This is a genomic window from Aquabacter sp. DMC10 (genome assembly GCF_056314145.1).
Map to the genome: position 1 here is coordinate 961,720 of NZ_JBQUYX010000001.1, position 20,957 is coordinate 982,676.

18 protein-coding genes are annotated in these 20,957 nt (G+C 70.0%); 5 read left to right on the top strand and 13 right to left on the bottom strand.

The window, feature by feature from the left end:
• Positions 1–57 precede the first annotated feature (57 nt).
• Entirely contained in the window at positions 58–1,074 is a 1,017-nt protein-coding gene (locus ACT54L_RS04415; RefSeq protein WP_476084313.1) for a DUF4434 domain-containing protein, read from the top strand.
• On the opposite strand, the gene ACT54L_RS04420 is transcribed toward ACT54L_RS04415, so the two are convergent.
• The 4 genes from ACT54L_RS04420 to ACT54L_RS04435 all read right to left on the bottom strand — a co-directional run bounded on the left by ACT54L_RS04420 (position 1,068) and on the right by ACT54L_RS04435 (position 8,545).
• On the bottom strand, positions 1,068–3,470 hold the full coding sequence (locus tag ACT54L_RS04420) for an NfrA family protein (RefSeq protein WP_476084314.1): 2,403 nt from the start codon (positions 3,468–3,470) through the stop codon (positions 1,068–1,070). The two genes, ACT54L_RS04415 and ACT54L_RS04420, sit on opposite strands and share 7 nt — an antisense overlap.
• 137 nt (positions 3,471–3,607) lie before the next feature.
• Positions 3,608–5,320, bottom strand: a complete 1,713-nt coding sequence (locus ACT54L_RS04425; protein ID WP_476084315.1) for a peptidoglycan L,D-endopeptidase MepK — start codon at positions 5,318–5,320, stop codon at positions 3,608–3,610.
• A 314-nt stretch (positions 5,321–5,634) separates the two neighbouring features.
• Positions 5,635–7,629 carry a L,D-transpeptidase family protein gene (locus ACT54L_RS04430; RefSeq protein ID WP_476084316.1) on the bottom strand — a complete coding sequence of 665 codons (1,995 nt, stop codon included), beginning with the start codon at positions 7,627–7,629 and terminating at the stop codon, positions 5,635–5,637.
• A 247-nt stretch (positions 7,630–7,876) separates the two neighbouring features.
• Positions 7,877–8,545 (bottom strand): response regulator, encoded by a 669-nt coding sequence (locus ACT54L_RS04435; RefSeq protein ID WP_476084317.1) that lies wholly within the window; start codon positions 8,543–8,545, stop codon positions 7,877–7,879.
• Positions 8,546–8,745: 200 nt separating this feature from the next.
• On the opposite strand from ACT54L_RS04435, the gene ACT54L_RS04440 reads away from it, so the two are divergent.
• Entirely contained in the window at positions 8,746–10,593 is a 1,848-nt protein-coding gene (locus ACT54L_RS04440; protein ID WP_476084318.1) for a M3 family oligoendopeptidase, read from the top strand.
• A 96-nt stretch (positions 10,594–10,689) separates the two neighbouring features.
• Here the strand turns inward: ACT54L_RS04440 and ACT54L_RS04445 are convergent, their stop codons facing one another.
• Positions 10,690–11,370 (bottom strand): invasion associated locus B family protein, encoded by a 681-nt coding sequence (locus ACT54L_RS04445; protein ID WP_476084319.1) that lies wholly within the window; start codon positions 11,368–11,370, stop codon positions 10,690–10,692.
• A 150-nt stretch (positions 11,371–11,520) separates the two neighbouring features.
• On the opposite strand from ACT54L_RS04445, the gene ACT54L_RS04450 reads away from it, so the two are divergent.
• Entirely contained in the window at positions 11,521–12,474 is a 954-nt protein-coding gene (locus ACT54L_RS04450) for an NUDIX hydrolase (protein WP_476084320.1), read from the top strand.
• Between the two features lie 92 nt (positions 12,475–12,566).
• Here ACT54L_RS04450 and ACT54L_RS04455 read toward each other — a convergent pair whose 3' ends face one another.
• From ACT54L_RS04455 to ACT54L_RS04490, 8 genes are all read right to left on the bottom strand, one after another.
• Positions 12,567–13,970, bottom strand: coding sequence for a thioesterase domain-containing protein (locus ACT54L_RS04455; RefSeq protein WP_476084321.1), 1,404 nt, complete (start codon positions 13,968–13,970; stop codon positions 12,567–12,569).
• 233 nt (positions 13,971–14,203) lie between these two features.
• On the bottom strand, positions 14,204–14,902 hold the full coding sequence (locus ACT54L_RS04460; RefSeq protein ID WP_476084322.1) for an alpha/beta hydrolase family protein: 699 nt from the start codon (positions 14,900–14,902) through the stop codon (positions 14,204–14,206).
• Between the two features lie 212 nt (positions 14,903–15,114).
• Positions 15,115–15,792 (bottom strand): LutC/YkgG family protein, encoded by a 678-nt coding sequence (locus tag ACT54L_RS04465; RefSeq protein ID WP_476084323.1) that lies wholly within the window; start codon positions 15,790–15,792, stop codon positions 15,115–15,117.
• Positions 15,789–17,222 carry a lactate utilization protein B gene (locus tag ACT54L_RS04470; protein WP_476084324.1) on the bottom strand — a complete coding sequence of 478 codons (1,434 nt, stop codon included), beginning with the start codon at positions 17,220–17,222 and terminating at the stop codon, positions 15,789–15,791. Before ACT54L_RS04470 ends, ACT54L_RS04465 begins: the two co-directional genes overlap by 4 nt.
• A 10-nt stretch (positions 17,223–17,232) precedes the next feature.
• Positions 17,233–18,027, bottom strand: a complete 795-nt coding sequence (locus ACT54L_RS04475; RefSeq protein ID WP_476084325.1) for a (Fe-S)-binding protein — start codon at positions 18,025–18,027, stop codon at positions 17,233–17,235.
• Positions 18,028–18,184: 157 nt separating this feature from the next.
• Entirely contained in the window at positions 18,185–18,793 is a 609-nt protein-coding gene (locus ACT54L_RS04480; protein ID WP_476084326.1) for a hypothetical protein, read from the bottom strand.
• Positions 18,790–18,969, bottom strand: a complete 180-nt coding sequence (locus tag ACT54L_RS04485; protein WP_476084327.1) for a hypothetical protein — start codon at positions 18,967–18,969, stop codon at positions 18,790–18,792. The genes ACT54L_RS04480 and ACT54L_RS04485 overlap by 4 nt, the downstream gene beginning before the upstream one ends.
• 127 nt (positions 18,970–19,096) lie before the next feature.
• On the bottom strand, positions 19,097–19,633 hold the full coding sequence (locus ACT54L_RS04490; protein ID WP_476084328.1) for a L,D-transpeptidase family protein: 537 nt from the start codon (positions 19,631–19,633) through the stop codon (positions 19,097–19,099).
• Between the two features lie 114 nt (positions 19,634–19,747).
• Here ACT54L_RS04490 and ACT54L_RS04495 point away from each other — a divergent pair, with 114 nt between their 5' ends.
• Both ACT54L_RS04495 and ACT54L_RS04500 read left to right on the top strand, forming a co-directional pair.
• A complete protein-coding gene (locus ACT54L_RS04495) occupies positions 19,748–20,434 on the top strand; it encodes a response regulator transcription factor (RefSeq protein ID WP_476084329.1) in 687 nt (228 codons plus the stop codon).
• A gap of 26 nt (positions 20,435–20,460) precedes the next feature.
• Positions 20,461–20,946, top strand: coding sequence for a Crp/Fnr family transcriptional regulator (locus ACT54L_RS04500; protein WP_476084330.1), 486 nt, complete (start codon positions 20,461–20,463; stop codon positions 20,944–20,946).
• Positions 20,947–20,957 lie beyond the last annotated feature (11 nt).

Consider the following 20,957-nt stretch of genomic DNA (forward strand, 5'->3'; position numbering starts at 1 on the left):
CTCCCCCCTTCCGGCCATCCGGCCGCGCCTCCCTAAGGCCGCGCTCGTGGATCTGACATGACACCAGCCGGCGAACCGCCCGCCCGCCCCGACGCCAGCCCCCGGCCGGTCGGACGGCGCGCCATTCTGGCCGCCGCAGCTTTCGGCACGCTTGCCCTGCTCTCCCGGACGACGCGCGATCCCAGCCATCCCGCCGGGCGGCTGGACGGCACCTTCATCCAGCCCTGGCGCGATGACCTCACCTTGTCCACCACCCAATGGGCGCAACGGGTGGCGGATGCGCGGATGCTGGGCTGCCGGAGCTTGATCCTGCAATGGACCAGCCACGGCACCGACTATGCCCTCGACGCCACGCTGATCATCCAGCTGCTCGACCTCGCCTTGGCGGCCGGCTGCCGCCTGCAGGTGGGCCTGCCCTATGACCCCGCCTACTGGCCGGTGCTGGAAGGACGCGGCGACAGCTCCCGCGCGACCTTCCTGGAGGGAGCGGCGGCGCGTGCCGTGGCCTTCCTGCAGGCCGCGCCCTTCGCCGGCCATCCCGCCTTCGCGGGCTGGTACATTCCCTATGAGCTGGACCAGGCGAGCTGGGCGCGCCCGGAAGAGATGGCGCTCCTCGTCCCCTTCCTGCGCCGGCTGCGGCAGGCTGGCAGGGCGAGCCCCATGGCCATCTCCTGCTTTCACAGCGCCAACGCCCCCGGCCGCACGCTGGTGGACCTGTGGCAAGGCCTGCCGGCCGACCTGAACCTGCGCCCGCTGGTGCAGGATGGGGTCGGCGTGTTCGGCCTCGCCAATTATCGTCACCTCGCCCCCCTCTTCGCCCATTTCCGCGCCATGGGCCGCCCCTTCGACTTGGTGGTGGAACTGTTCGCCCAGAAGCCGACGGACCTGCTGGAGCCCGGCGCCTTTGCCGCCGATGCGGCCGATGCCGTGCGCCTCGCCGCCCAGCTGGACCTTGCGGCGGCGAGCGGGGCGGTTCACCGCATCGCCTTCGCCCTCCACCCCTACATGACCGGCCCCGCCCCCGGGGCCGCCGCGCTCAGAGCCGCCTATGCCCGCGCGCGCGATCCTCAGTAGGATACGAAGGCGCTGGCGAAGACGCCCTGCGCCCGCTCGTCGCCGGCGAGCCGCCAGCGATATTGCAGCGTGAAGTCCAGGTAGGAGCGCGGCGCCGCATAGGCCCCCTCGCGGAACCAGATGCGCAGGTTGGCGCCCGGCCCCGCCCCGAGCGCGCCGGGCGTGGCGAGGACGGAATCATAGGCCCCGCCAATGGCCAGGAAGGGGGTCAGGACCACCTTGTCGGAAATGCCGTCCAGCCGGTAGGAGCGGCCGAGCCGAGCCTCGAAATTGCCGATGGTCTCCGGGTTCAGGGCGAAATAATCGCCCTCCCCATAGACCTGCCAATAGGTCCAGTCGGGCACGTCCACCCGCAGGTCGGAACCCTCGCCGGTGGAATAGGCCACCCGGAACAGCCAGTCGGTGCGCGCCGCGCTGCCGCCGGGGAAGAGATAGCTCGTCTCCAGGATCAGGTTCTGGTCCGAGAACGGCTTCCACCGGGCGCCCACGCTGAGCTGCACCGACGGCCAGCCCGTGGCCCCGTCATTCTGGTCATACAGCGTCTCGAACGCCCGGCCGAACACCTCGAACAGGGCCCCGTCCCGATAGCCGATGACGGGGGGCCGCCAATAGAGCTCCGCCCCCGCCTGCACCGCATGCCCGACGCCAGGTGGCGCCGCCATGACGGTGGTGGGCATGACGCCCACCGCGCCGTAGGAGACCGAGGCATAGGCGCCCCAGCTGCGCTCCATATCCGCCACTTCGCGCCGCACGCCGAAGACGGTCTGCGGCGGCAGCGACAGGGTGCCGGCGCGCACCTCGTCCAGGCTCTGCTGGAAGAATGCGATGGCCTGCGCATTCTCCGCCTGGCGCTTGGCCACATAGGCGGCATCCAGCGTCGCCGGACCGCGCAGCGCGCCGTAGGACTTGGCCTTGTCGAAATAGAGGAGGGCCTCCTTCTCCGCCCCCACCTGGTTGGCCAGATAGGCCACGTCCAGGGGCTGGAAGCTCTCGAAGGCGCCGGCGGCCAGAGCCGCCAGGAAGCGCTGGCGGGCCTCCTCCTTGCGGTTCAGCGCCACCAGTTCGCCGATGGCCCCACGCAGCATGGTGGCCCGCTCCGCTCCCGTCTTGGCGGTCGCCGCACCGGTCTCGAAGGCGTCGAGCGCTTCCGCATGCCGATTGAGGGTCTGGAGGGCGAAGGCCCGCCGGGCGGCCACCTCATAATTGCGCTCGCGGGCGAGCGGCGCCAGGGCGGCCAGGGCCTCGCCGGGCTCCTTGGCGGCGAGCGCCGCATCGGCCAGCGACACGCGCACTTCGCGCACTTGGGCGGAGGGGAGGCCGGGATCGCGCAGCGCGGCGGTGAAATCCCGCGCCGCCAGGGCCTGCCGGCCGAGCTTCTGATAGGCGAAGGCCCGCTGGAGGAGCAGTTGGGCCTTGTCCGTGACCCGCGTCAGCCCCTCGCCGGCGGCCTGCACGGCATCGGCAAAGCGCCCGGCGGCGGACAGGGCGGTCACCAGCAGCGCGCGATAGCCGCCATTCTGCGGGGCGGCCTCCACCGCCTGGCGGGCAGCGGCGACGGCAGCGGCATAATCCTTGGCGGCATAGGCCTTATAGGCGGCATCGGCGGCCCGATAGGCCACATCCTCCGTGGACGGGGAGGCCCCGGGACCGGTCGGCGGCGGCACCGGGGGCACCGCGGACGGGGAGAGGCGCAGGGCGGGCGGCGGGGCTGCGGGAGCCGCCGGAGCCGCTGTCCGAGGAGCCGTCTGGGGTGCGACCGCGGGTGGCGGGGCTTGAGGCGCCGTCTGGGGGACGGCGGGGCGCGTCGCCGCGGACGCCGCCCCTTGCGCGGGCGTTTCCGGCGCCGGGGCGCGAGCCGGGGCCGAAGAAGGAGAAGCGGGCGCGGCAGACGGTGCCGATGCGGCAGGCGCCACGGGTTGCGGCGGTGTGGGCTGAGGCGCCGCCTGCGCCGTCTCCGGGACGGGCGGCGGAAGCGGCCGGGTCTCGGCGGCCTTCAGGCGCTCGGCGATGATGTCAGCCCGTTCGGCCAGGCGGGGATCGGTGACGCCCATGGCCCGGGCGCGCCGCACTTCCGCGTCCGCCTCGGGCAGCCGGTTGGCGGCAATGAGGGCGTCGATGAGCAGCAGCCGCCAGCGCACCACGTCCGGCTGGAGGGCAAGCGCCGAGCGCACCTTGTCGGTCGCCTCGCCATAATCGCCGGCGGCGAAGGCCCGATAGGCCTGGTCGGCCAGGGACCAGGCGGCACCGGTGCCATCCTGCGCCATGGCATGGGGCGTCACGGCCGGTGCGAACGTGCCGAGCGCCACCGCCAGGGCCACCAGCGACGCGCCGGCCCGCCCCTTCCAGGGGGGCGTGCGGGGGGATCTGGATTGCGCAGGGCGAATCGGGACGGTCATGGAAAGACCGTGCGCCCGCAGGGTTAATCGGCCGTTAAGGTTAACCGCCTTTTCTTTTTGTTAACCAGCCGTTTAGCACGTCAGCGGCGACCCGCTGGCGCAGGACACGCGCCGCCCGGCGGGGCAGCGCGTGCAGGTCACTGGAAGCGCTGGGTCAGCCGGACGCTGGAGGGCGCGAAGGCATAGACCGGGATCGCCGCGATGGCGGGCCCCGAGAAGCGGGTGGTGGAGAGGCCGGCGGTGGGATCAGACGAGAAGCCCGTGGCCACCACTTCCTTCGGCGCGGTCATGAAATGGGTCAGCACGCGCATCTCGGGCGCCCGCATATAGGGCTCGAAGGCGAAGCTGTGCGCCGTGAACACCCGGCCGAACGGCACCTCCGCCGTGCGCGCCCGCTCCCGCGGCCGCTGGGGCATGGGCTGGAGGTTGGGGCTCAAGATGGTGTTGGGCGCGCCGCCGATCATGTCGCCGGAGGGGGCGAAGGACAGTGCACCTTCCGGCGCGCCGGTGCCGCGGGTGATGACGGCGGGCAGCGGCGGGATGGAGGCGGTCTGGATCGGGTCCGCCGCCTGGAGGCTGGTGTCGGCCACCGAGGGACGGCGCAAAGGCAATGGCGCGTTGGGCAAAGGCGCCAGCACCGCCTGGGCGGTGACGATGGCCGCCGCGATCTCCGCCGGGCGGGCGGAGGGCAGCGGGGCAGGCGCCAGCGCCACGGTGGTGACCTTGGGCTGCGGCGCGCGGATGGGGAGCGGAACCGGGGCCGCCGGGGCGCTGGACGCGGCACGGGTGCCGGCGCGCGCGGGAGCCGCGGCAGGGGTCGCGGGGGTGGCCGGCGTATCGTCGTCGTCGGCGCTCGCCACATAGGCGCCGCCCTGGGCCGGGCCGACCGAGGCCACCTGGGTGCCGCCCGAGCCGCCTCCCTTGGCGGCATTGCGCGCGGCCGCCTTCACCTCGGACGGGCTCATGTCCTGGGCGCCGGCGGCGTCGTCCGACTTGCGGCCACCGCCAAACAGAGCGGCGAAGAAGTTCTTGAGACCGGACCCCACATCCTCTTCCTCGGGCCCGCCGGCCGTACCGCCGCGCGCCTCAAGCTCCGCCAGGGCCACCTTGTAATTGGCCAGGGGCTTGCCGTCGGAGGGGATGTGGACGGTCTTCTCGTCGGGGAACACGCGCACCAATTGGTCGTGGGTCATGCGCGGCCAATGGCGCACGCCGCCCGTATCCATGTGCACGAAGGGGGTGTTGGCGGTGGGATAGAAGCCGACGCCGCCGCGCTGCATGCGAAGGCCCAGCACCCGAAGATCGGTGATGCTGACGCCGGGAATGTAGAAGTCCATGGCCTTGCCGCGCATGTGCTGGCTCTGCTCGGCCACCAGCTTGGAACGGGATCGCAGCATGGAATTGGTCTGGGGAGAGCGATAGCCGCTCACCACATGGATGCTCTCGGACGCCCCGACGTCGCGATAGACCTCCCAGACGAGGTCGAACAATTGGGGGTCCATATTGGTGGGCTCGTCGCGCCGCCAGTCGCGCAGGAACCAGTTCAGCTTCTTGAGGACCGCCTCGTCATAGCGGCCTTCCTTCTTGAAGGTGAAGGTGCCGCCCTCGCCCGTGTTCATGTTGAGCAGATAGAGGGTGCGGGTGTCGCCGTTGGCCACCGCATTTTGCAGTGCGGTGGTGCCGCACATGAAGAGGGTGATGGCGGCGAAGACCGCCCGCGCCCGCGCGCCCGGAACGAGGCGTTTGGACGGCGCAAAGCGGGCGGAAAGACGAAGAAGAGGCAATGTCTCGAACCCGAGGCTCAGATCGGACTTTGCCGCGCACAGACCGGCGCGCGGCGCGAAGCTCACTAAGAGTCTTGTCGGGTTCGGTTAAGGGCGTGTGTACGCCCCGCGCCCCCAGACCTCGGATCGCGGGGTCCCGCCCGCTCACCTCGGTCACGCGAGTGTGATTAATGACACAGTGTGGCGAAATCGTGCAGCGGAAACTTTGCGAGACAGCTCCACGCAAGCGTCGTTAACGGGCCGTTCATGCCCCAGCCCGCGCGCGCAAACGGCCCCGCCAGCCCTTGATTTCGCAGATGCGAAGGGCAGCTTGCGCGGGCCGGCGCACGCAAAAAACCCCGCGTGGCCAGGGCTGCGCGGGGCTTTGCATCGAGCGGGGATCAGCGGGTGGCGGCAGTGGGCTTGCCGGCGGCCAAGTGCTGGGGTGTGTCGAGATGCAGCAGCTCGCGCATTTTCGCGTCGATGCCGTAAATGTCGTCACGGCCGCGCAGCACCCCGGTCTCGTCCACCCAGACGGTGAAATAAACCACGTGGACGGGAATCTTCTGCTTGAACGTGAGGTAGCGCTCGGCGCCGCCGAACATCTTGCCGATGCGCTCCTGCGTCCAGGTGTCGTCGCGCATGGCGATGCCGAAGATCACCTCGCCGAAGCTCAGGGGGTCCTGCACCCGCATGCAGCCGTGGGAATAGGCCCGCTTCTCGTTGGCGAACAGGCGCGGCGAGGAGGTGTCGTGCAGATAGACCGAATGGTCATTGGGGAACATGAACTTGATGCGCCCCAGGGCATTGCGCTCGCCCGGCGGCTGGCGGAAGGAATAGCCGGAGGCGCCATTGGCCCAGTTCACCGTGGTGGGGTCCACCACCTTGCCGTTGCGTGTGATCTCAATGCCCTGGCGCGCCAGATAATAGGGGTCCCGCTGCAGATTGGGCACCATTTCCTTGCGGGCGATGGTGGGCGGGATGTTCCAATAGGGATTGACCACCGCATAGGTCATGTCGCGGGTGAGCAGCGGGGTCGGCGTGTCCGGCTTGCCCACGATCACCCGGGTCTGGTGGATGACCTTCCCGTTGTCCACGATGCGGACCATATATTCGGGAATGTTCACCATCACATAGGCGGTGCCCAGATCCCGCGGCAGCCAGCGCCAGCGTTCCATATTGACGATGATGTCGTCGGTCCGGCTGCGCGAACCGTCGAAGCGGTTCAGCACCTCCAGCGTGGCGGCTCCCACCACGCCGTCCGCCTCCAGCCCGTTGTCCGCCTGGAAGCGGCGGACCGCATCGGCAAGGGTGGAATCATAGGTCTGCGCCCCCAGCGGCGCGGAAGCCACATTCAGGCGGGCCCGCAGGGCGGAGACGCGGGGGTCCGCATCCCCCGGCCGCAGGGTCGGCCCGGGCGGCACATGCACGGACGGCGCCTTGGGCCGGGCGCGGGCATCGGCCAGCTTGGCCTTGAGCGCCTTGTAGCCGGGATGGGGCGGGTTGAAGGCGGCGAGTGCCGCGCCTGCATCGGGGGCGGAAGCCAGCGTGCTGAGCACCGCCAGCGGGTCGGGGATCTGCCGCACCGGCGTCAGCAAGCCGGAAATGCGCTCGGGATCGAACCGCCCCGCCTGGGCATGACGGGCATAGAGCAGAGCGGTGGAGGCAAATTTCAATTCGTCCCGCGCCAGCCCGGCGGCGTCCGACGGCGCGGACAGCCGGGGCAGACCATAATCCTTGGCATCCAGGCCATCCTCATCCGCCCGCGCCAGGCGCAGGGCCACGGCCTGGCCGCGCGGCGTGAGACCGCGGTCGCCCACGAACACCGGCGCATAAGAACGGGCGGCATAGAAGGCGGCCATGGCCTCCCGCTCCCGCTGGGCGCTGGCGGAGCCGGTGACGGGTTGGGCGAGCAGCGCAGCCAATTCCGCCGCCACCGGCGAGGCCTCTGGCCGGGCGGCCACGGCGGGCGCGGGGGCAGGGCCGGCGGGATTGGCGGGCGTCGCCGCAAGGCCGCTCGGGGCGGCGGCCGGCGGGGGCGCAGCGGGGAAGTCCGCCTGCGCCCGGCTGGGGGCGGCGGGCCGGGGGGCGGTGCCGTCCACATGGGCATGGGGAACCAGCGGCACGGCGGGCGTCGCGGTTGCGGCGGCGCGTGCACGGTCGGCGGGCGCCACCGGCGTGGTGGCGGTGGCCGGGCCACCGGCGCCGCTCGCCTCGCCCGGCGCCGGGGCCTCGCCCAGCAGATGCTGGGGCGCGCCGTCGCCGGCGGACGGGGCGGCATTGACCGCCGTGCCCATGCCGGCATTGCCGGTGGGTGGGGCGACCTGCGCGAGGACGGGCGCCACGCTCGCCATGAGGGCGGCGGCGAGCACCGACAGAAGAGGTCCGGCTTTCATGCAACTCCCGGCCATCGGCCGCTCCATTCTACGCCCCGGCTCCGCCCATCGCCGGTTTTCCAGAGCGCGCCCCTCAGTGTGAACCCAACTGAGGGGTGCGCGCCCAATCCTTTTGTTCCAAGACGGATGGACCGGGCACCCCGGCTCGCGCCGCCAGGGCCAGTGCCCGGAACCGCCTCTACCATGCGGCCGGCCTCGTTCCGTTCAAGTCACAAGGCACGGCGCCGGTTCACTTTTCATGACCCTGTCACTCAGCCGCAACCGCCAGCGCAGCCAAAGGTTCCTCGGCGGCGAGGCCGAGCGCTGCCATGCGGCGGTAAAGCGTCGAGCGGCCGATGCCGAGCCGGCGCGCCACCTCGCTCATGCGCCCGCCATAGAGCGACACTGCCGCGCGGATGGCTTCCGCCTCGATCTGCCCCAGCGCCCGCACATGGCCTTGCCGGTCGGTGAGGCTGAGGGCCTCCGCCGGCTCCTCCTCCACCGGGCGGGCGGTGGGCAGGGCCACCACATTGGAGGCGCTGGCCCGGCGGGCCTCCGCCAGCGCCATGGCATTGTCGAGCGCCACCTTCAGGCGCAGCGCCCCGGCCGGCTTCACCACGAAATCGCTCGCCCCCACCTTCATGGCCGAGGCGGCGGCATCGAGCCCGGCGGCGGTCACCGCCGCCACCACGGGCGTGTCGTCGCCGCGCCGGCGGAGGGCGCCAATGAGGCCCATGCCGTCGAGGCCGGGAATGACCAGGTCCGTGAGCACCGCATCGAATCGCTCGCCCACCAGCCGCGCCCAGGCGGCATCGCCGTCGCCGACGCTCTCCACCACATAGCCGAGGCTGGCGAGCACGCCCTCCAGGCGCCGCCGTTCGAGGGGATCGTCTTCCACGAGGAGGATGCGGGGGGCGGACGTGCGGCAGGTCATCATGCGACGGGACGCTCGGCGGGAGGGGGCGCAAGGCCGGAAGGGTGATTCTCCACAGAGCTTGGCGTGCGATGGTTAAGACCTATCTAAGGAATGCGGACGTGCTCTTGCCACCGCAGCCGGTGCCGGCGCCGTTGAAGCGGGCCCGTCTGGCGCGCTAGAACCGGCAGGGGGAAAAGTCCGCCCCAGATTCCGGAGGTCTCATGTTCGGTTCCGCCCTCTTTGCCCATGAGCTGTTCGCCCATGAGCTGGCCGCCGCCGCCCGCACGGCCGAGGCCCTGCCGGAATGGAACCTCGCCGATCTCTACCCGGCCATGGAGTCCCCGGCGCTGGCCGCCGACCTCGAAAAGGCGGACGTGGAGTGCAAGGCCTTCGAGGAGGCCTACAAGGGCAAGCTCGCCGACCTGCTGGCCGGCCCCGATGCCGGCGCGGCCCTCGGCGCGGCGGTGAAGCGCTACGAGGCCATCGACGACCTCCTGGGCCGCATCGCCTCCTTTGGCAGCCTGATCTATGCGGGCGACACCTCCGACCCCGTGCGCACCAAATTCTATGGCGACATCCAGGAGCGCCTGACCGACGCCTCCACCCATCTTCTCTTCTTCACCCTGGAGCTGAACCGGCTGGACGACGCAGCGCTGGAGACCGCCATGGCGGACCCGGCGCTCGCCCATTACCGGCCCTGGGTGGAGGATCTGCGCGCGGACAAGCCGTTCCAGCTGGACGACAAGATCGAGCAGCTGTTCCACGAGAAGTCCAATCCCTCGCGCGGGGCCTGGAGCCGGCTGTTCGACGAGACCATGTCGAGCCTGCGCTTCACGGTGAACGGCAAGGAACTGGCCATCGAGCCCACCTTGAACCTGCTGCAGGACCCCAATGAGGAGGTCCGCAAGGCGGCGGCGCTCGCGCTGGCGGAGGTGTTCGGCAAGAACATCCGCCTGTTCACCCTCATCACCAACACCCTGGCCAAGGACAAGGAAATCTCCGACCGCTGGCGCGGTTTCACCGATGTGGCCTCCTCCCGACACCTGGCCAACCGGGTGGAAAAGGAGGTGGTGGACGCCATGGTGGAGGCCATCCGCGGCTCCTATCCGCGCCTGTCCCACCGCTATTATGCCTTGAAGGCCAAGTGGTTCGGCAAGGAGAAGCTGGAATTCTGGGACCGCAACGCGCCCCTCCCCAAGGTGGAGAGCCGCGAGATCGGCTGGGCCGAGGCTCGTGACACCGTGCTCGGCGCCTACGGCACCTTCTCGCCGCGCATGGCGGACATCGCCCGCACCTTTTTCGAGAAGAACTGGATCGACGCCCCCGTGCGCCCCGGCAAGTCGCCCGGCGCCTTCGCGCACCCCACTGTCCCGTCCGCGCATCCCTATGTGCTGCTCAACTACCAGGGCAAGCCGCGGGATGTGATGACGCTCGCCCATGAGCTGGGCCACGGCGTCCACCAGGTGCTGGCGGGCCGGCAGGGCGCGCTGATGGCGCCCACCCCGCTGACGCTGGCGGAAACCGCCTCGGTGTTCGGCGAGATGCTCACCTTCCGCCGGCTGCTGGCCCAGGCGGAAACGCCCCGCGCCCGCAAGATCATGCTCGCCCAGAAGGTGGAGGACATGATCAACACGGTGGTGCGCCAGACCGCCTTCTACAATTTCGAGCGGCTCGTCCATACCGAGCGGCGCAATGGCGAACTCACCTCCGACAAGGTGGGCGAATTGTGGATGCAGGTGCAGACCGAGAGCCTCGGCCCGGCCATTCACCTCGGCCCGGGATATGAGACCTACTGGACCTATATCCCCCACTTCATCCATTCGCCCTTCTATGTCTACGCCTATGCCTTCGGCGACTGCCTCGTGAACTCGCTCTATGCGGTCTATGAGAAGGCCGCCGACGGCTTTGCCGAGCGCTATCTGGAGATGCTGGCGGCGGGCGGCACCAAGCACCATGCGGAGCTGCTCGCCCCGTTCGGCCTCGATGCCCGCGACCCCGCCTTCTGGCAGACCGGCCTTGGCCTCGTGGACCGCATGATTACCGAGCTGGAGGAGATGGACGGCGTCTGACGCCCCATTCCTGAGCGCACAGACTGCGGAGCGCAAAGAAAAGGCCCCGTCCACCGGCCGGTGAACGGGGCCTTTTCATATCGGCTGCGCCGCAGCTCACATCTTGTCGCGGGCCACCAGCGCGGCGGACAGGCCCTTCAGCGACACCGGGATGGAAATGGGCTGCTGATTGCGGTCCTGGAAGGTGATGGCGGCATTGGCCGTGGCGGTGGACAGGCTCGCCGCCTCCTGCGCCGAGAGGTCCACGTCCGCGATGCAGGCGCGGATGCAGAATTTGAAGCCGGCGGAAATGGGCTTGGCAGTGTCGCCCACCACCAGCTGGGCGCCGGCCGGCAACCACACGCCCACGGGCAGCTGGAGCACCAGGCGCAGCGGCGCGTCGGACTTGATCTTGCCGAACACCACCTGGGCCACGAGCCCCTGCTGCTGGTTGCCGATCTGCAGCGTCTGCGCCGCCTCGCACACCTTGCTGCCACCAGCCAGTTCCGTGCGCTCGCACCGCACCACCCAGTCGTCATAGGTGGCGGTGGTGCGGGAGGGGCCGTCATCCTGGGCGCCAAGCGCGGGCTTGGGCGCCGCGGGCTGCGCGGGCTTGGCGTCCGGCTTCTTGGGCGCGGTGGACTGCGCGGGGGCCTGGGCGGGGGCTTGCGCCTGGGCCAGAGCCGGGCCGGCGGCGAGCATCAGCCCGGCGGCGAGAAGGCCGGCGCGGGCCGCAGCCCGAACGAAGCGCGCACGCGACGGGGTGGCCGGCGTGGAGAGGGTCAGAGTGTCCAACATGAATTTCCCCCACATGAGTCCCATCTCCATAGCGAGCCTCCACCGGTAAGCCAACTGGCGACCACTGGCCGCGTCGCCCCCATCGCCCCATTGCCGCCCGGTCCGCTTCGGGCCATAGCTTGCGGTCAGGTCCCCTCCCGCCCGGCAGCCATGGACGAACCCTTCTCCCACGCCCCGCAGACCGCCCCCTCCGGCGTCAGCATCGACCTGTCGGCGGTGGTGCTGGCGGTGACGGCGGAGGAGCCGCGCGTGCTGGCCCTGCAATCGGGCGAGCGGCCCGCCTTGCCCTCCGGTCCCCTGGAGGCGGCCCATCGCACGCTGGAGGCGGGCCTGCGCTCCTGGGTGGAGCGCCAGACCGACCAGCGGCTCAATTATGTGGAGCAGCTCTACACCTTCGGCGATCTCGACCGGCATGATGCCGGCGCCCGCGCCTTGTCGGTGGCCTATCTGGCCCTGGTGCGCGAGGCCCGTACCGCCGGCGAGGCGGAAGCCGCCTGGCTCGACTGGTACGGCTTCTTCCCCTGGGAGGACTGGCGGAGCGGGCGCCCGCCCGTGCTGGACCACATCGCGACGGCGCTGGAAGCCTGGGCGGAAAGCGCGCCCGACGGACGCACCGCAGATGTGCGCCGCATGCGCCGCCGCCTCGCCTTTCCCGACGGCGGCGGCAGTTGGAACGACGAGCGCGTGCTGGAACGCTACGAACTGCTCTATGAGGCGGGCCTTGTTACGGAATCGCGGCTGGAAGAGACGGAGCGCCCCCTCCCCCTGGCGCTCGGCCGGCCCATGGCCTTCGACCATCGCCGCATCCTCGCCACCGCCATCGGCCGGCTGCGGGGCAAGATCAAGTATCGCCCCGTGGTGTTCGAGCTGATGCCGCCGGCCTTCACCTTGCTGCAATTGCAGCGGGCGGTGGAGGCGCTGTCGGGCATGCTCCTGCACAAGCAGAATTTCCGCCGCCTGGTGGAAAGCCAGGGGCTGGTGGAGGAGACCGGCGAGACGGTCTCGGCCACCGGCGGCCGGCCGGCGCGGCTGGTGCGGTTCCGGCGGGAGGTGCTGGTGGAGCGCCCGGCGCCCGGCGTGCGCACCCAGGCGGCACGGCGGTAGGGCGCCCGCCGGCCCCGGGGCGCGTTAGGGAATGCGCCAAACGACGAGACAGAGAGCGATCGGCAGAATGCCGTCGCACCCCGGCGGGAGGCTTACCGTGCGGACGAGGCCGGGTCGGCCAGCGGCTCCATGATGGCGGTGCCGGAGCCGGCGCCCGGCGCGGTGACCACCATGGGCTCCTGCCGTGCCGCAACCGAGCCGGTGGCGGCGGGCACCACCACGGTCGCGGTGATCTCGTCGGCCTGTGTCGCCTCCCGCACCAGGGCTTCGAGCGCCAGTTCATCGAAAGACGGCTCGGCCGCCGGCTGCGGCAGGTCGGGAAGGGCGGCGGCTGTGACGGCGGGTTCGCCGCGCAGCGGCTGAATCTCCAGCGGCGCGTTGGCGGCCGGCGCGGCATCGACCCGCGCATGGCTGGGAATGAGCACCGGCGCGGAGGGCGGCGCCGCGGTCTGGATGGGCGCAAGCGGCGCCCGCTCCAGGGGCGCGGTCGTCACCGGCGCGGGCGCCGGGGCGGAGGGAAGGACGGCGACCTCGGCGGCGGCAGGCGGCGCGGCCGAAACCGCCGCCGGCGTGTCGGCGGCGGGGGCGCTCTGCGGCGGGGCCGGCTCGGGTGCGGGCTGGACCGCCGCCGACACCGGCGGGGGCAGAGGCTCCGGCGCCGACACCAAGTCCCTGGAGATCACCGGCTTCAACGCGGCATCCTTCAACGCGGCATCCTTGGACCCCACATCCTTGGACCCCACATCCTTGGCCGCCAGATCCTTACCCGCCGTCTCCTTCCGCTCCGGCTGGGTGGCCGGCGCGGGGCCGGCCGTGGGCTGGGACCCGGCGGGGGCGCGCACCATGGGGGCATCGTCCGGCACGTCCCGGGGAGCGGGCGTCTTGGGACGGGGCGCCACATAGGTCAGGGCGGCCACCGCTTTCACCACCTCCGCATGGAGCGCGTCGGACTTGTCGATGTTGAAGTGATCAAGCCCGGGCACTCCGGCCAGATTGCGGTTGTCCAGCTTGCCCTTGAACCCCGCGGTGGGCGTCAGCGCCTTTCCGAAGCCATTGTTTTCCTGGTAGAAATTGATGAAGCGCCCGCGCGCGGCGCCGATGGTGGTGACCCCCACCGGATCGAAGGTGAAGACCAGGCGCGGCGGCACTCCCTCGGCGGTCATGCGCTCGGCCATGTTGATGGCGGCGTCCGCCCCAAGCGAATGGCCGGCGATCACCACCGGCGCGCGGCGATTGGCCTTGGACCAGGCCACCGCATCATCGGCCAGGGATTGCCAGGCGCCATATTCATAGACCTGGGCCTCGATGCCCTTCTCGTTCAGCTTCTTCGCCAGGTCGTCCATGCCGTAGGAGAAGACATTGGCGAGGCCCCGCATCAGATAGACGCGCCCCACATAATCGGCCCGTGCGGGCGCGGCGGCCGCGCACAGGACCAGGACCAGCGCCGCGCAGAGGGCGAAGAGGCGGGAGCGGACGAGAAAGGGGAGAGGAAGCATGCGAGGCACCGGGCGGATCAGGCTAAGCTGTGGTTCACCCGTGACAACGACCGGAAGCGCAACAGGTTTCATCCCGTCATCGCCTGCGATCGCGCCCCCCGCGCCGCATGGTTAACCTCACGGGGAGTCTAGCCGAAAACACGCGCCCGTCAGCCCTATTCGGGTAGGACGGTAAAAATCACCAGCCGCAGGGCAGGACCTCACGCGGTCCAAGGCCCAAGGCGGTGCAAAAGTCAGCTGGGGCGCGCGCTGGTCTGGGGCGCGCGGGCCGGCGCATCGGCCGGCGGCTTGGGCGCGCCCGAGGTGCGCGCCGGCTCGGGGGTCGGCGCCTTCACCTTGCGGGTCATCACCGATTTCAGCAGCTGGACCACCTGCTCGTGCAGGACCGGCGACTTTTCCAGGTTGAAATGATTAATGCCGGGCATGTTCTTCATGTCCCGGTTGTCGATGGAGCCGGTGAAGCCCGGCCCGTCCACCAGTTCCTGCCCGAAGCCGTTGTTGGACTGGTAGTAATTGATGAACCGCCCGCCCGTCTCCTGGACCATGTTGAGGCCCACCGGATCGAAGGTGATGACCAAAGTGGGGGACAGGCCGAGACTGGTCATGCGCTGCGCCATATGCACCGCGGCGTCGGCGCCCAGCGAATGGCCGATGATGACGATGGGCTCGCGATTATGGGAGAGCGACCAGCTCACCGCCTTCTGCGCCAGGTCCTGCCATTCGTCGAACTGATAGACGGTGGCATCGATGCCCTGCGCCCGCAGCTTGGTGGCCAGGTCATCCAGGCCATAGGAGAACATGTTGGCGATGCCGCGCATCAGATAGACCTGCCCCATGGTGCGCGCCTGCGCATGGGCCGGTTGTGGGGCGGCGACAATCAGGACCATCAGGCTCGCCAGGACGGCGAAAAGCGCGCGAACTGCGGACGTCATTGGATCCCCGCTGGCAGGATCTCGTTACTGCACCACATGGTGCGACGCGGCAACCTCGCCCCCCGGACCGCGCCGCCAAATTCGGTATCCGGCAACGTTTTTGCCCTCAAGCGTGACCGTGGCGCCGCACTGACCCGAAGGGAGCCCGTGGGCGCGCCGCCCTGCGGGGCCCATGGTGGCGCCCATGGCGGCGAAGTCCGGCTGCGGAACGCTCAGGCTTCCCCCACCAGGAGAATGTGCAGGGAGCGCGGCCCATGGGCCCCCAGCAGCAGGGTCTGCTCGATGTCGGCGGAACGGGAGGGGCCGGTGATCCAGTTCACCGTGCGGGGCATGATGCCGGCGCCGAACTTGGCCCGCAGCTGCGACCACACGGTCTCATAATCGCCGGCCACATCCTCCGCCCGCACCACCACCAGATGATGATCCGGCAGGAGGTTCACGGTGCTGGGATTGTCGGGGCCGGAGAGCATCACGACCGTGCCGGATTCCGCCACCCCGGCAAAGGCATGGGAGAGGCCCGCCAACTGCCGGCCATCGGAGGGGCCGATCCACACGTCGAGGGAGGGGGCAGTCTCCCACGGCAGGTTCGCGAGGCGCGCATCGGCGCCGCGCAATATGGTGGGCGGCAGACTGCGGGCGCGCAGATAATCCGCGATGGCGGCGGGCACCGCCGCTGCGCTCGGCAGGTGATCCAGAGTGGCGGCCGCCGCCAGCACCATGGACTTGAACAGCGCCAGCCGCTCGGCCGGGGGAAGCTGGCCGCGCGCGGGGATCACGCCGACCGGATGACCGGCAATGCGATCATCCACCGCCTGCCGGCGGGGCGCCTCGGTGCCGGTGACGCCCAGCGAGCGGCGGATGGAGGCGAGCACGGTGTCGCGGGAGCTCATCGGGCCGATCCCTTGCGGCGGGCGGCCCACTGGGCCTGGAAGGTGTCGCCCTGCGGGGCGGGAAAGTCGCGCACCTTGGTCCATCCCCCCGCCAGCGGCAGGCTGGAAAAGCGCCCCTTGTCCCGGCCGAGGCGGGCGAGCAGCCCCATGGCAAGGCGCGTCGCCGGCCGGTAGAGCCAGCCGCGCCGGGCAAAGAAGGACCAGACTGCCAGCCCTGTGCGCTGGGGCGCGGGGGTCAAGTGCCGCTCGAATTCCTTCTCGCGCCAATGCCGCATGAGCTTGGGCAAGGGAATGCGCACCGGGCACACCTCCTCGCACCGGCCGCAGAAGGTGGAGGCATTGGGCAGGTTGGCGCCCTTCTCGATGCCGATGAGCGAGGGGGTCAGCACCGCCCCCATGGGGCCGGGATAGACCCAGCCATACGCATGCCCGCCAATGGCATGATAGACCGGGCAATGGTTCATGCAGGCGCCGCAGCGGATGCAGCGCAGCATCTCCTTCAACTGCCCGGCCAGCATGCCCGAGCGGCCGTTGTCGAGAATGACCACGTGATATTCGCCCGGCCCGTCCGGGTCCTCCGGCCGGCGCGGGCCAGTGGAGAAGGTGGTGTAGACCGACATGTCCTGCCCCGTCGCCGAACGGGCGAGCACGCGCAGGATCTGGCTCACATCCTCCAGCGTCGGCACCAGCTTTTCCAGCGAGGCCAGCACGATGTGGGCCTTGGGCAAGGTCTGGGTGAGGTCGCCATTGCCCTCATTGGTGACGATGATGGAGGTGCCGGTCTCGGCCACCAGGAAATTGGCGCCGGTAATGCCCACATCCGCCATCAAAAAGCGCTGGCGCAGTTCGCCCCGCGCCTCGGCGAGCAAGGTGGTGGGCTCGGACAGGTCGCGCTCGGGCGGCAAATGGGCGTGGACGCGGCGGAAATCCGCCTCCACCTGCTCCTTGTTGAGGTGGATGGCGGGGGCGATGATGTGGGAGGGCGCCTCGCCGCGGATCTGGATGAGATATTCGCCGAGATCCGTCTCCACCGGCTCGATGCCGTTGGCGGCGAGATGATCATTCAGGGCGATCTCCTCGGAGATCATGGACTTGCCCTTGGTGACCGTCTTGGCGTCCAGCGTCTTGCAGATGGCGGTGACGATGTCCCGCGCCTCGGCGGCATCCACCGCATAATGCACATGGCCGCCGGCCGCGCGCACCTTGGCCTCGAAGCGCTCCAGATAGAGGTCGAGATGGGCCAGCGTGTGGTTCTTGATGTCCCGCGCGCTGTCGCGCAGGGCCTCGAATTCCGGCAGGGCGGCAGCCGCCACCGCGCGGCGGCCGATGAAGCCGGGGCCGACCTTGGCCAAAGCCTTCTGCAAGGGCGCGTCCTGGAGCGCCTCGCGCACATTGCCCTTGAAGGCGGGGGTTGTGATGTGAACGCTCATGCCCGCCCCCTCACCCTTGCCGCGCCGGCGCGCCGATGGCGGCGTCCGTGCCCTGCCCGGCCAGCACCTCGGCCACATGGCGCACCTGCACCTCGTAACCGAGCCGCTGCAGCTTGCCGGCCATGTTCATGAGGCAGCCGAGGTCGCCAGCCAGCAGCGTGTCGGCGCCGCTCGCCACGATGTTCGCCACCTTCTTCTCCACGATGGCGTTGGAGACGTCGGGATATTTCACGCAGAAGGTGCCGCCGAAGCCGCAGCAGGTGTCGGCATCGGCCATTTCCTTCACTTCAAGGCCCGCCACCGTGCCCAGCAAGCGGCGCGGCTGGTCGTGGACGCCCAGTTCCCGCAGGCCCGAGCAGCTGTCGTGATAGGTGACAGTGCCTGCATAGGCGGCGTCCACACCGGTCACGCCGCACACATCCACCAGGAAGGAGGTCAGCTCATGGACGCGGGCGCAGAAGCGCTCCACGCGGGGCATCCAGTCCGGCTCGCCGGCGAACAATTCGGGATAATGGGTGCGGATCATGCCGGCGCAGGAGCCGGAGGGCACCACCACATAGTCGAAGGTCTCGAAGGCGCGGATGAGCGCCTCGGCCAGCGCCCGGGCGGTCACCCGGTCGCCGGAATTGAAGGCCGGCTGGCCGCAGCAGGTCTGGGCGGGCACATCCACCTCGCAGCCCGCGCGCTCCACCAGATGGGCGGCGGCAAAGCCCACCGAGGGGCGCAGCGTGTCGACGAGGCAGGTGACGAACAGGCCGACCCGCGGGGGACGCCCATTGGAGGGCGTGGCGGTGGACAAAGGCATGAGGCGCGCTTTCAAAAGCTCGATCCCGTCCCCGATGGACCGGCACCGGCCGAGACCGGATCACCTCCGGCGGCACCGGCCGGCCATGGGCGCCCTCTATAACATTGGATCGGTTCCAGGGAAACGCGCGGGGCTGACGCGGCCGGCCGACGGCGCCTCAAGGAGCTGCGGGATAGGGGCGCGGCCTGAAAATGCCCTTGATGCACTGCGGGTTGCGAACCGCGATCTGGACGTGGCTTTTCTCGCGAAACCCGCTGCCAGGATAGACTTCGCCCCCCTCCGTGAACATGCCGCGCACCGTGTCGAACGGCTCGGGCCTTGGCTCCGGCGCGTCCTCGATGATGCTGTGCAAATGACGCAGGACCGCGCAGTCCAGAAAGCGCAAAACCCGATCGGCGTTGGGGTCCCCGGGAACACTCCTGTTCTCCAGCATGGGAAGGCCGGAGGCCTGGCGGATGCGCACGAAGCTGTCATAGGCCGCCCGCAGCAAGGCGAGATCCTCCCTGCAAACCAGATCCAGGCAGTTTCTCAGATCGATGACCGCCCCTACCACTGCGGGTGCGCCATACTCACCGCGCGAGGCCTTCCACTGCGCCCATTCAAGGGCGCGCTGGGGGTCGGATTCCCAGAAATAGGCGCCAGGGCCGAGCCAATCGAAGTCCCGATTGCTCTGCAGCAGGTCCGCGTCGCCCCCAATGGCCCGCTCCGCCACGGACTGGTCGCAGCCGTGATAGCCGAGCACAAAGGCGGTGGCCTGACGGCTCACGCGGCGTCTTTGTTTTTCTTAACCGGACCACCGAACTCTTCGGAGATTTGACCGTCCTCGGTGTAAATCCCCTCCTTGATGAGGGTCTTGCGGGCGATGGCCTTGCTCTTTGTCGCCTTGCGCGTGTGCTTCTCGATCAGCTTGGCGATCGCATCCAGTCGCTGCGTATCCGACATGTCTTGTCCCCTCGGGGAGCCCCCAAAGCCGCAAACGCCCCAGCTCGGCGCCCGTTTCAGGCGCCGTCAAGAAAAGGACCCTGAAGCGCACGTGTCAATGTGACAGGCGGCCCTTGCGCGAGGCCCCTCACCGCACCACCACCCGCGCCCCCCGTTTCAGGCGGGCGGCGAGGCGGCGGAGTTCCGCGCGGGGGAGCGCGACGCAGCCCTCGGTGGGGGTGAGGCCGGGGCGGGCGGCGTGGATGAAGACGGCGGAGCCCCGCCCCTTCACGCGCGGGCGCTGGTTGTGGTCGAGCACCAGGACGAGGTCATAGAGGGTGTCGTCGCGTCGCATCACCTCGTGGGAGGCGGCGATGGGCAGGTGCACGGGGCGGTTATAGCGCCGGTCGGCGGGATCGTCGCACCAGCCGTCCCCGGCGCGGATGGGCCGGGCCGGCAAGGCGGTCACCGGGCGCGGCCCCCGGTCGGGCCGATAGAGCAGGCGCTCCACCCGCCAGGTGCCGGCCGGGGTGCGCCCATCACCCTCGCGCTTGTCCGGGAAGATGCCGCCGCGCCCCAGCGCCACCGGAAAGGCCCGTCCGGCGATGCGCAAAAGACCCCGATGGGGGGCGCCCGGGAGACGGCGGACGTGGATTTGCGAGATCCCCACAGAAGATTGCGTCATCAGACAATACCCAAATACCAGAAAGGTGTGAAAAGTCTTGAGGAAAATTGCACAATTGCTGCCAGTTGCTGTAGGTGGGCGATTCGCGTTCCCGCAAGGGTAACGGAGGATTCGATGGGCAATGCGTGGAAAATCCTCGTGGTCGAGGACGACCCGGAGCTGCGCGAGGCTCTGGTGGAGCAGCTCGCCCTCCAGGATGAGTTCGAGCCCATGCCGGTGGGCACCGGCGCCGAGGCCGTGGAAAGCGCCCGCAATGGCGCGGTGGACCTCGTCATCATGGACGTGGGACTGCCCGACATCGACGGGCGAGACGCCGTGCGCCAGATCCGCGCCAATGGCTTCAAGGCGCCCATCCTGATGCTCACCGGGCACGACACGGACAGCGACACCATTCTCGGCCTGGAAGCCGGCGCCAACGACTATGTGGCCAAGCCCTTCCGCTTCGCCGTGCTGCTGGCGCGCCTGAAGGCGCAGATGCGCAGCCACGAGGCGAGCGAGGACGCGGTATTCGCCATCGGCCCCTACAGCTTCCGCCCCGGCGCCAAGCTGCTGGTCACCGACCGCGGCGCCAAGATCCGCCTCACGGAAAAAGAGACCGCGATCCTGCGCTACCTCTACCGGGCCGGCAAGACGCCGGTGCCGCGGGAAACCCTTTTGCAGGAAGTGTGGGGCTACAATTCCGGCGTCACCACCCACACGCTGGAAACCCACATCTACCGCCTGCGCCAGAAGATAGAGCCCGACCCCTCCGCCCCAACCCTCCTTGCCACCCAGGCCGGCGGTTACAAGCTGGTCCCGTAACACAAAAACAAAGGGAGCCCGCCGCCTTGACCCTCGAACAGGACGTCGCACTGCTACAGGGCGTCCCGGCCTTTGAGGTGCTCACACCCGAGGCGGTGCGCATCCTTGCCATCAGCGCCGACCAGCAGCGGCTGGCGCGCGGCGACACGCTCTTCAAGGTGGGCGACCCCGCCGAGTGCGGCTATGTGCTCCTGTCCGGCCGGCTGGAACTGAGCACGGACGGTCCCGGCCGGCGGCGGCGTCTGTCCGAAGTGCTGCCCGGCGCGCTGGTGGGGGAGACGGCGCTTATCGTCGAGGTGCCCCGGCCGGTGAATGCCCGCGCGTTGGAGCCCAGCGTGCTCATGCGCATTCCCCGCGCCACCTTCCTGCGCATGCTGGAGGGATTTCCAGAGGCTGCCGCCCAGCTGCGCGAGCGCATCGCCCATCGCCTGGAAGCCACCATCGCGGACCTGGAAGCGCTGCGCCGCGCGCGGCTCGAAGCCCCCGTGCGGCCCCCGCTCCACCGGCGCTGAGGACGGGTGCG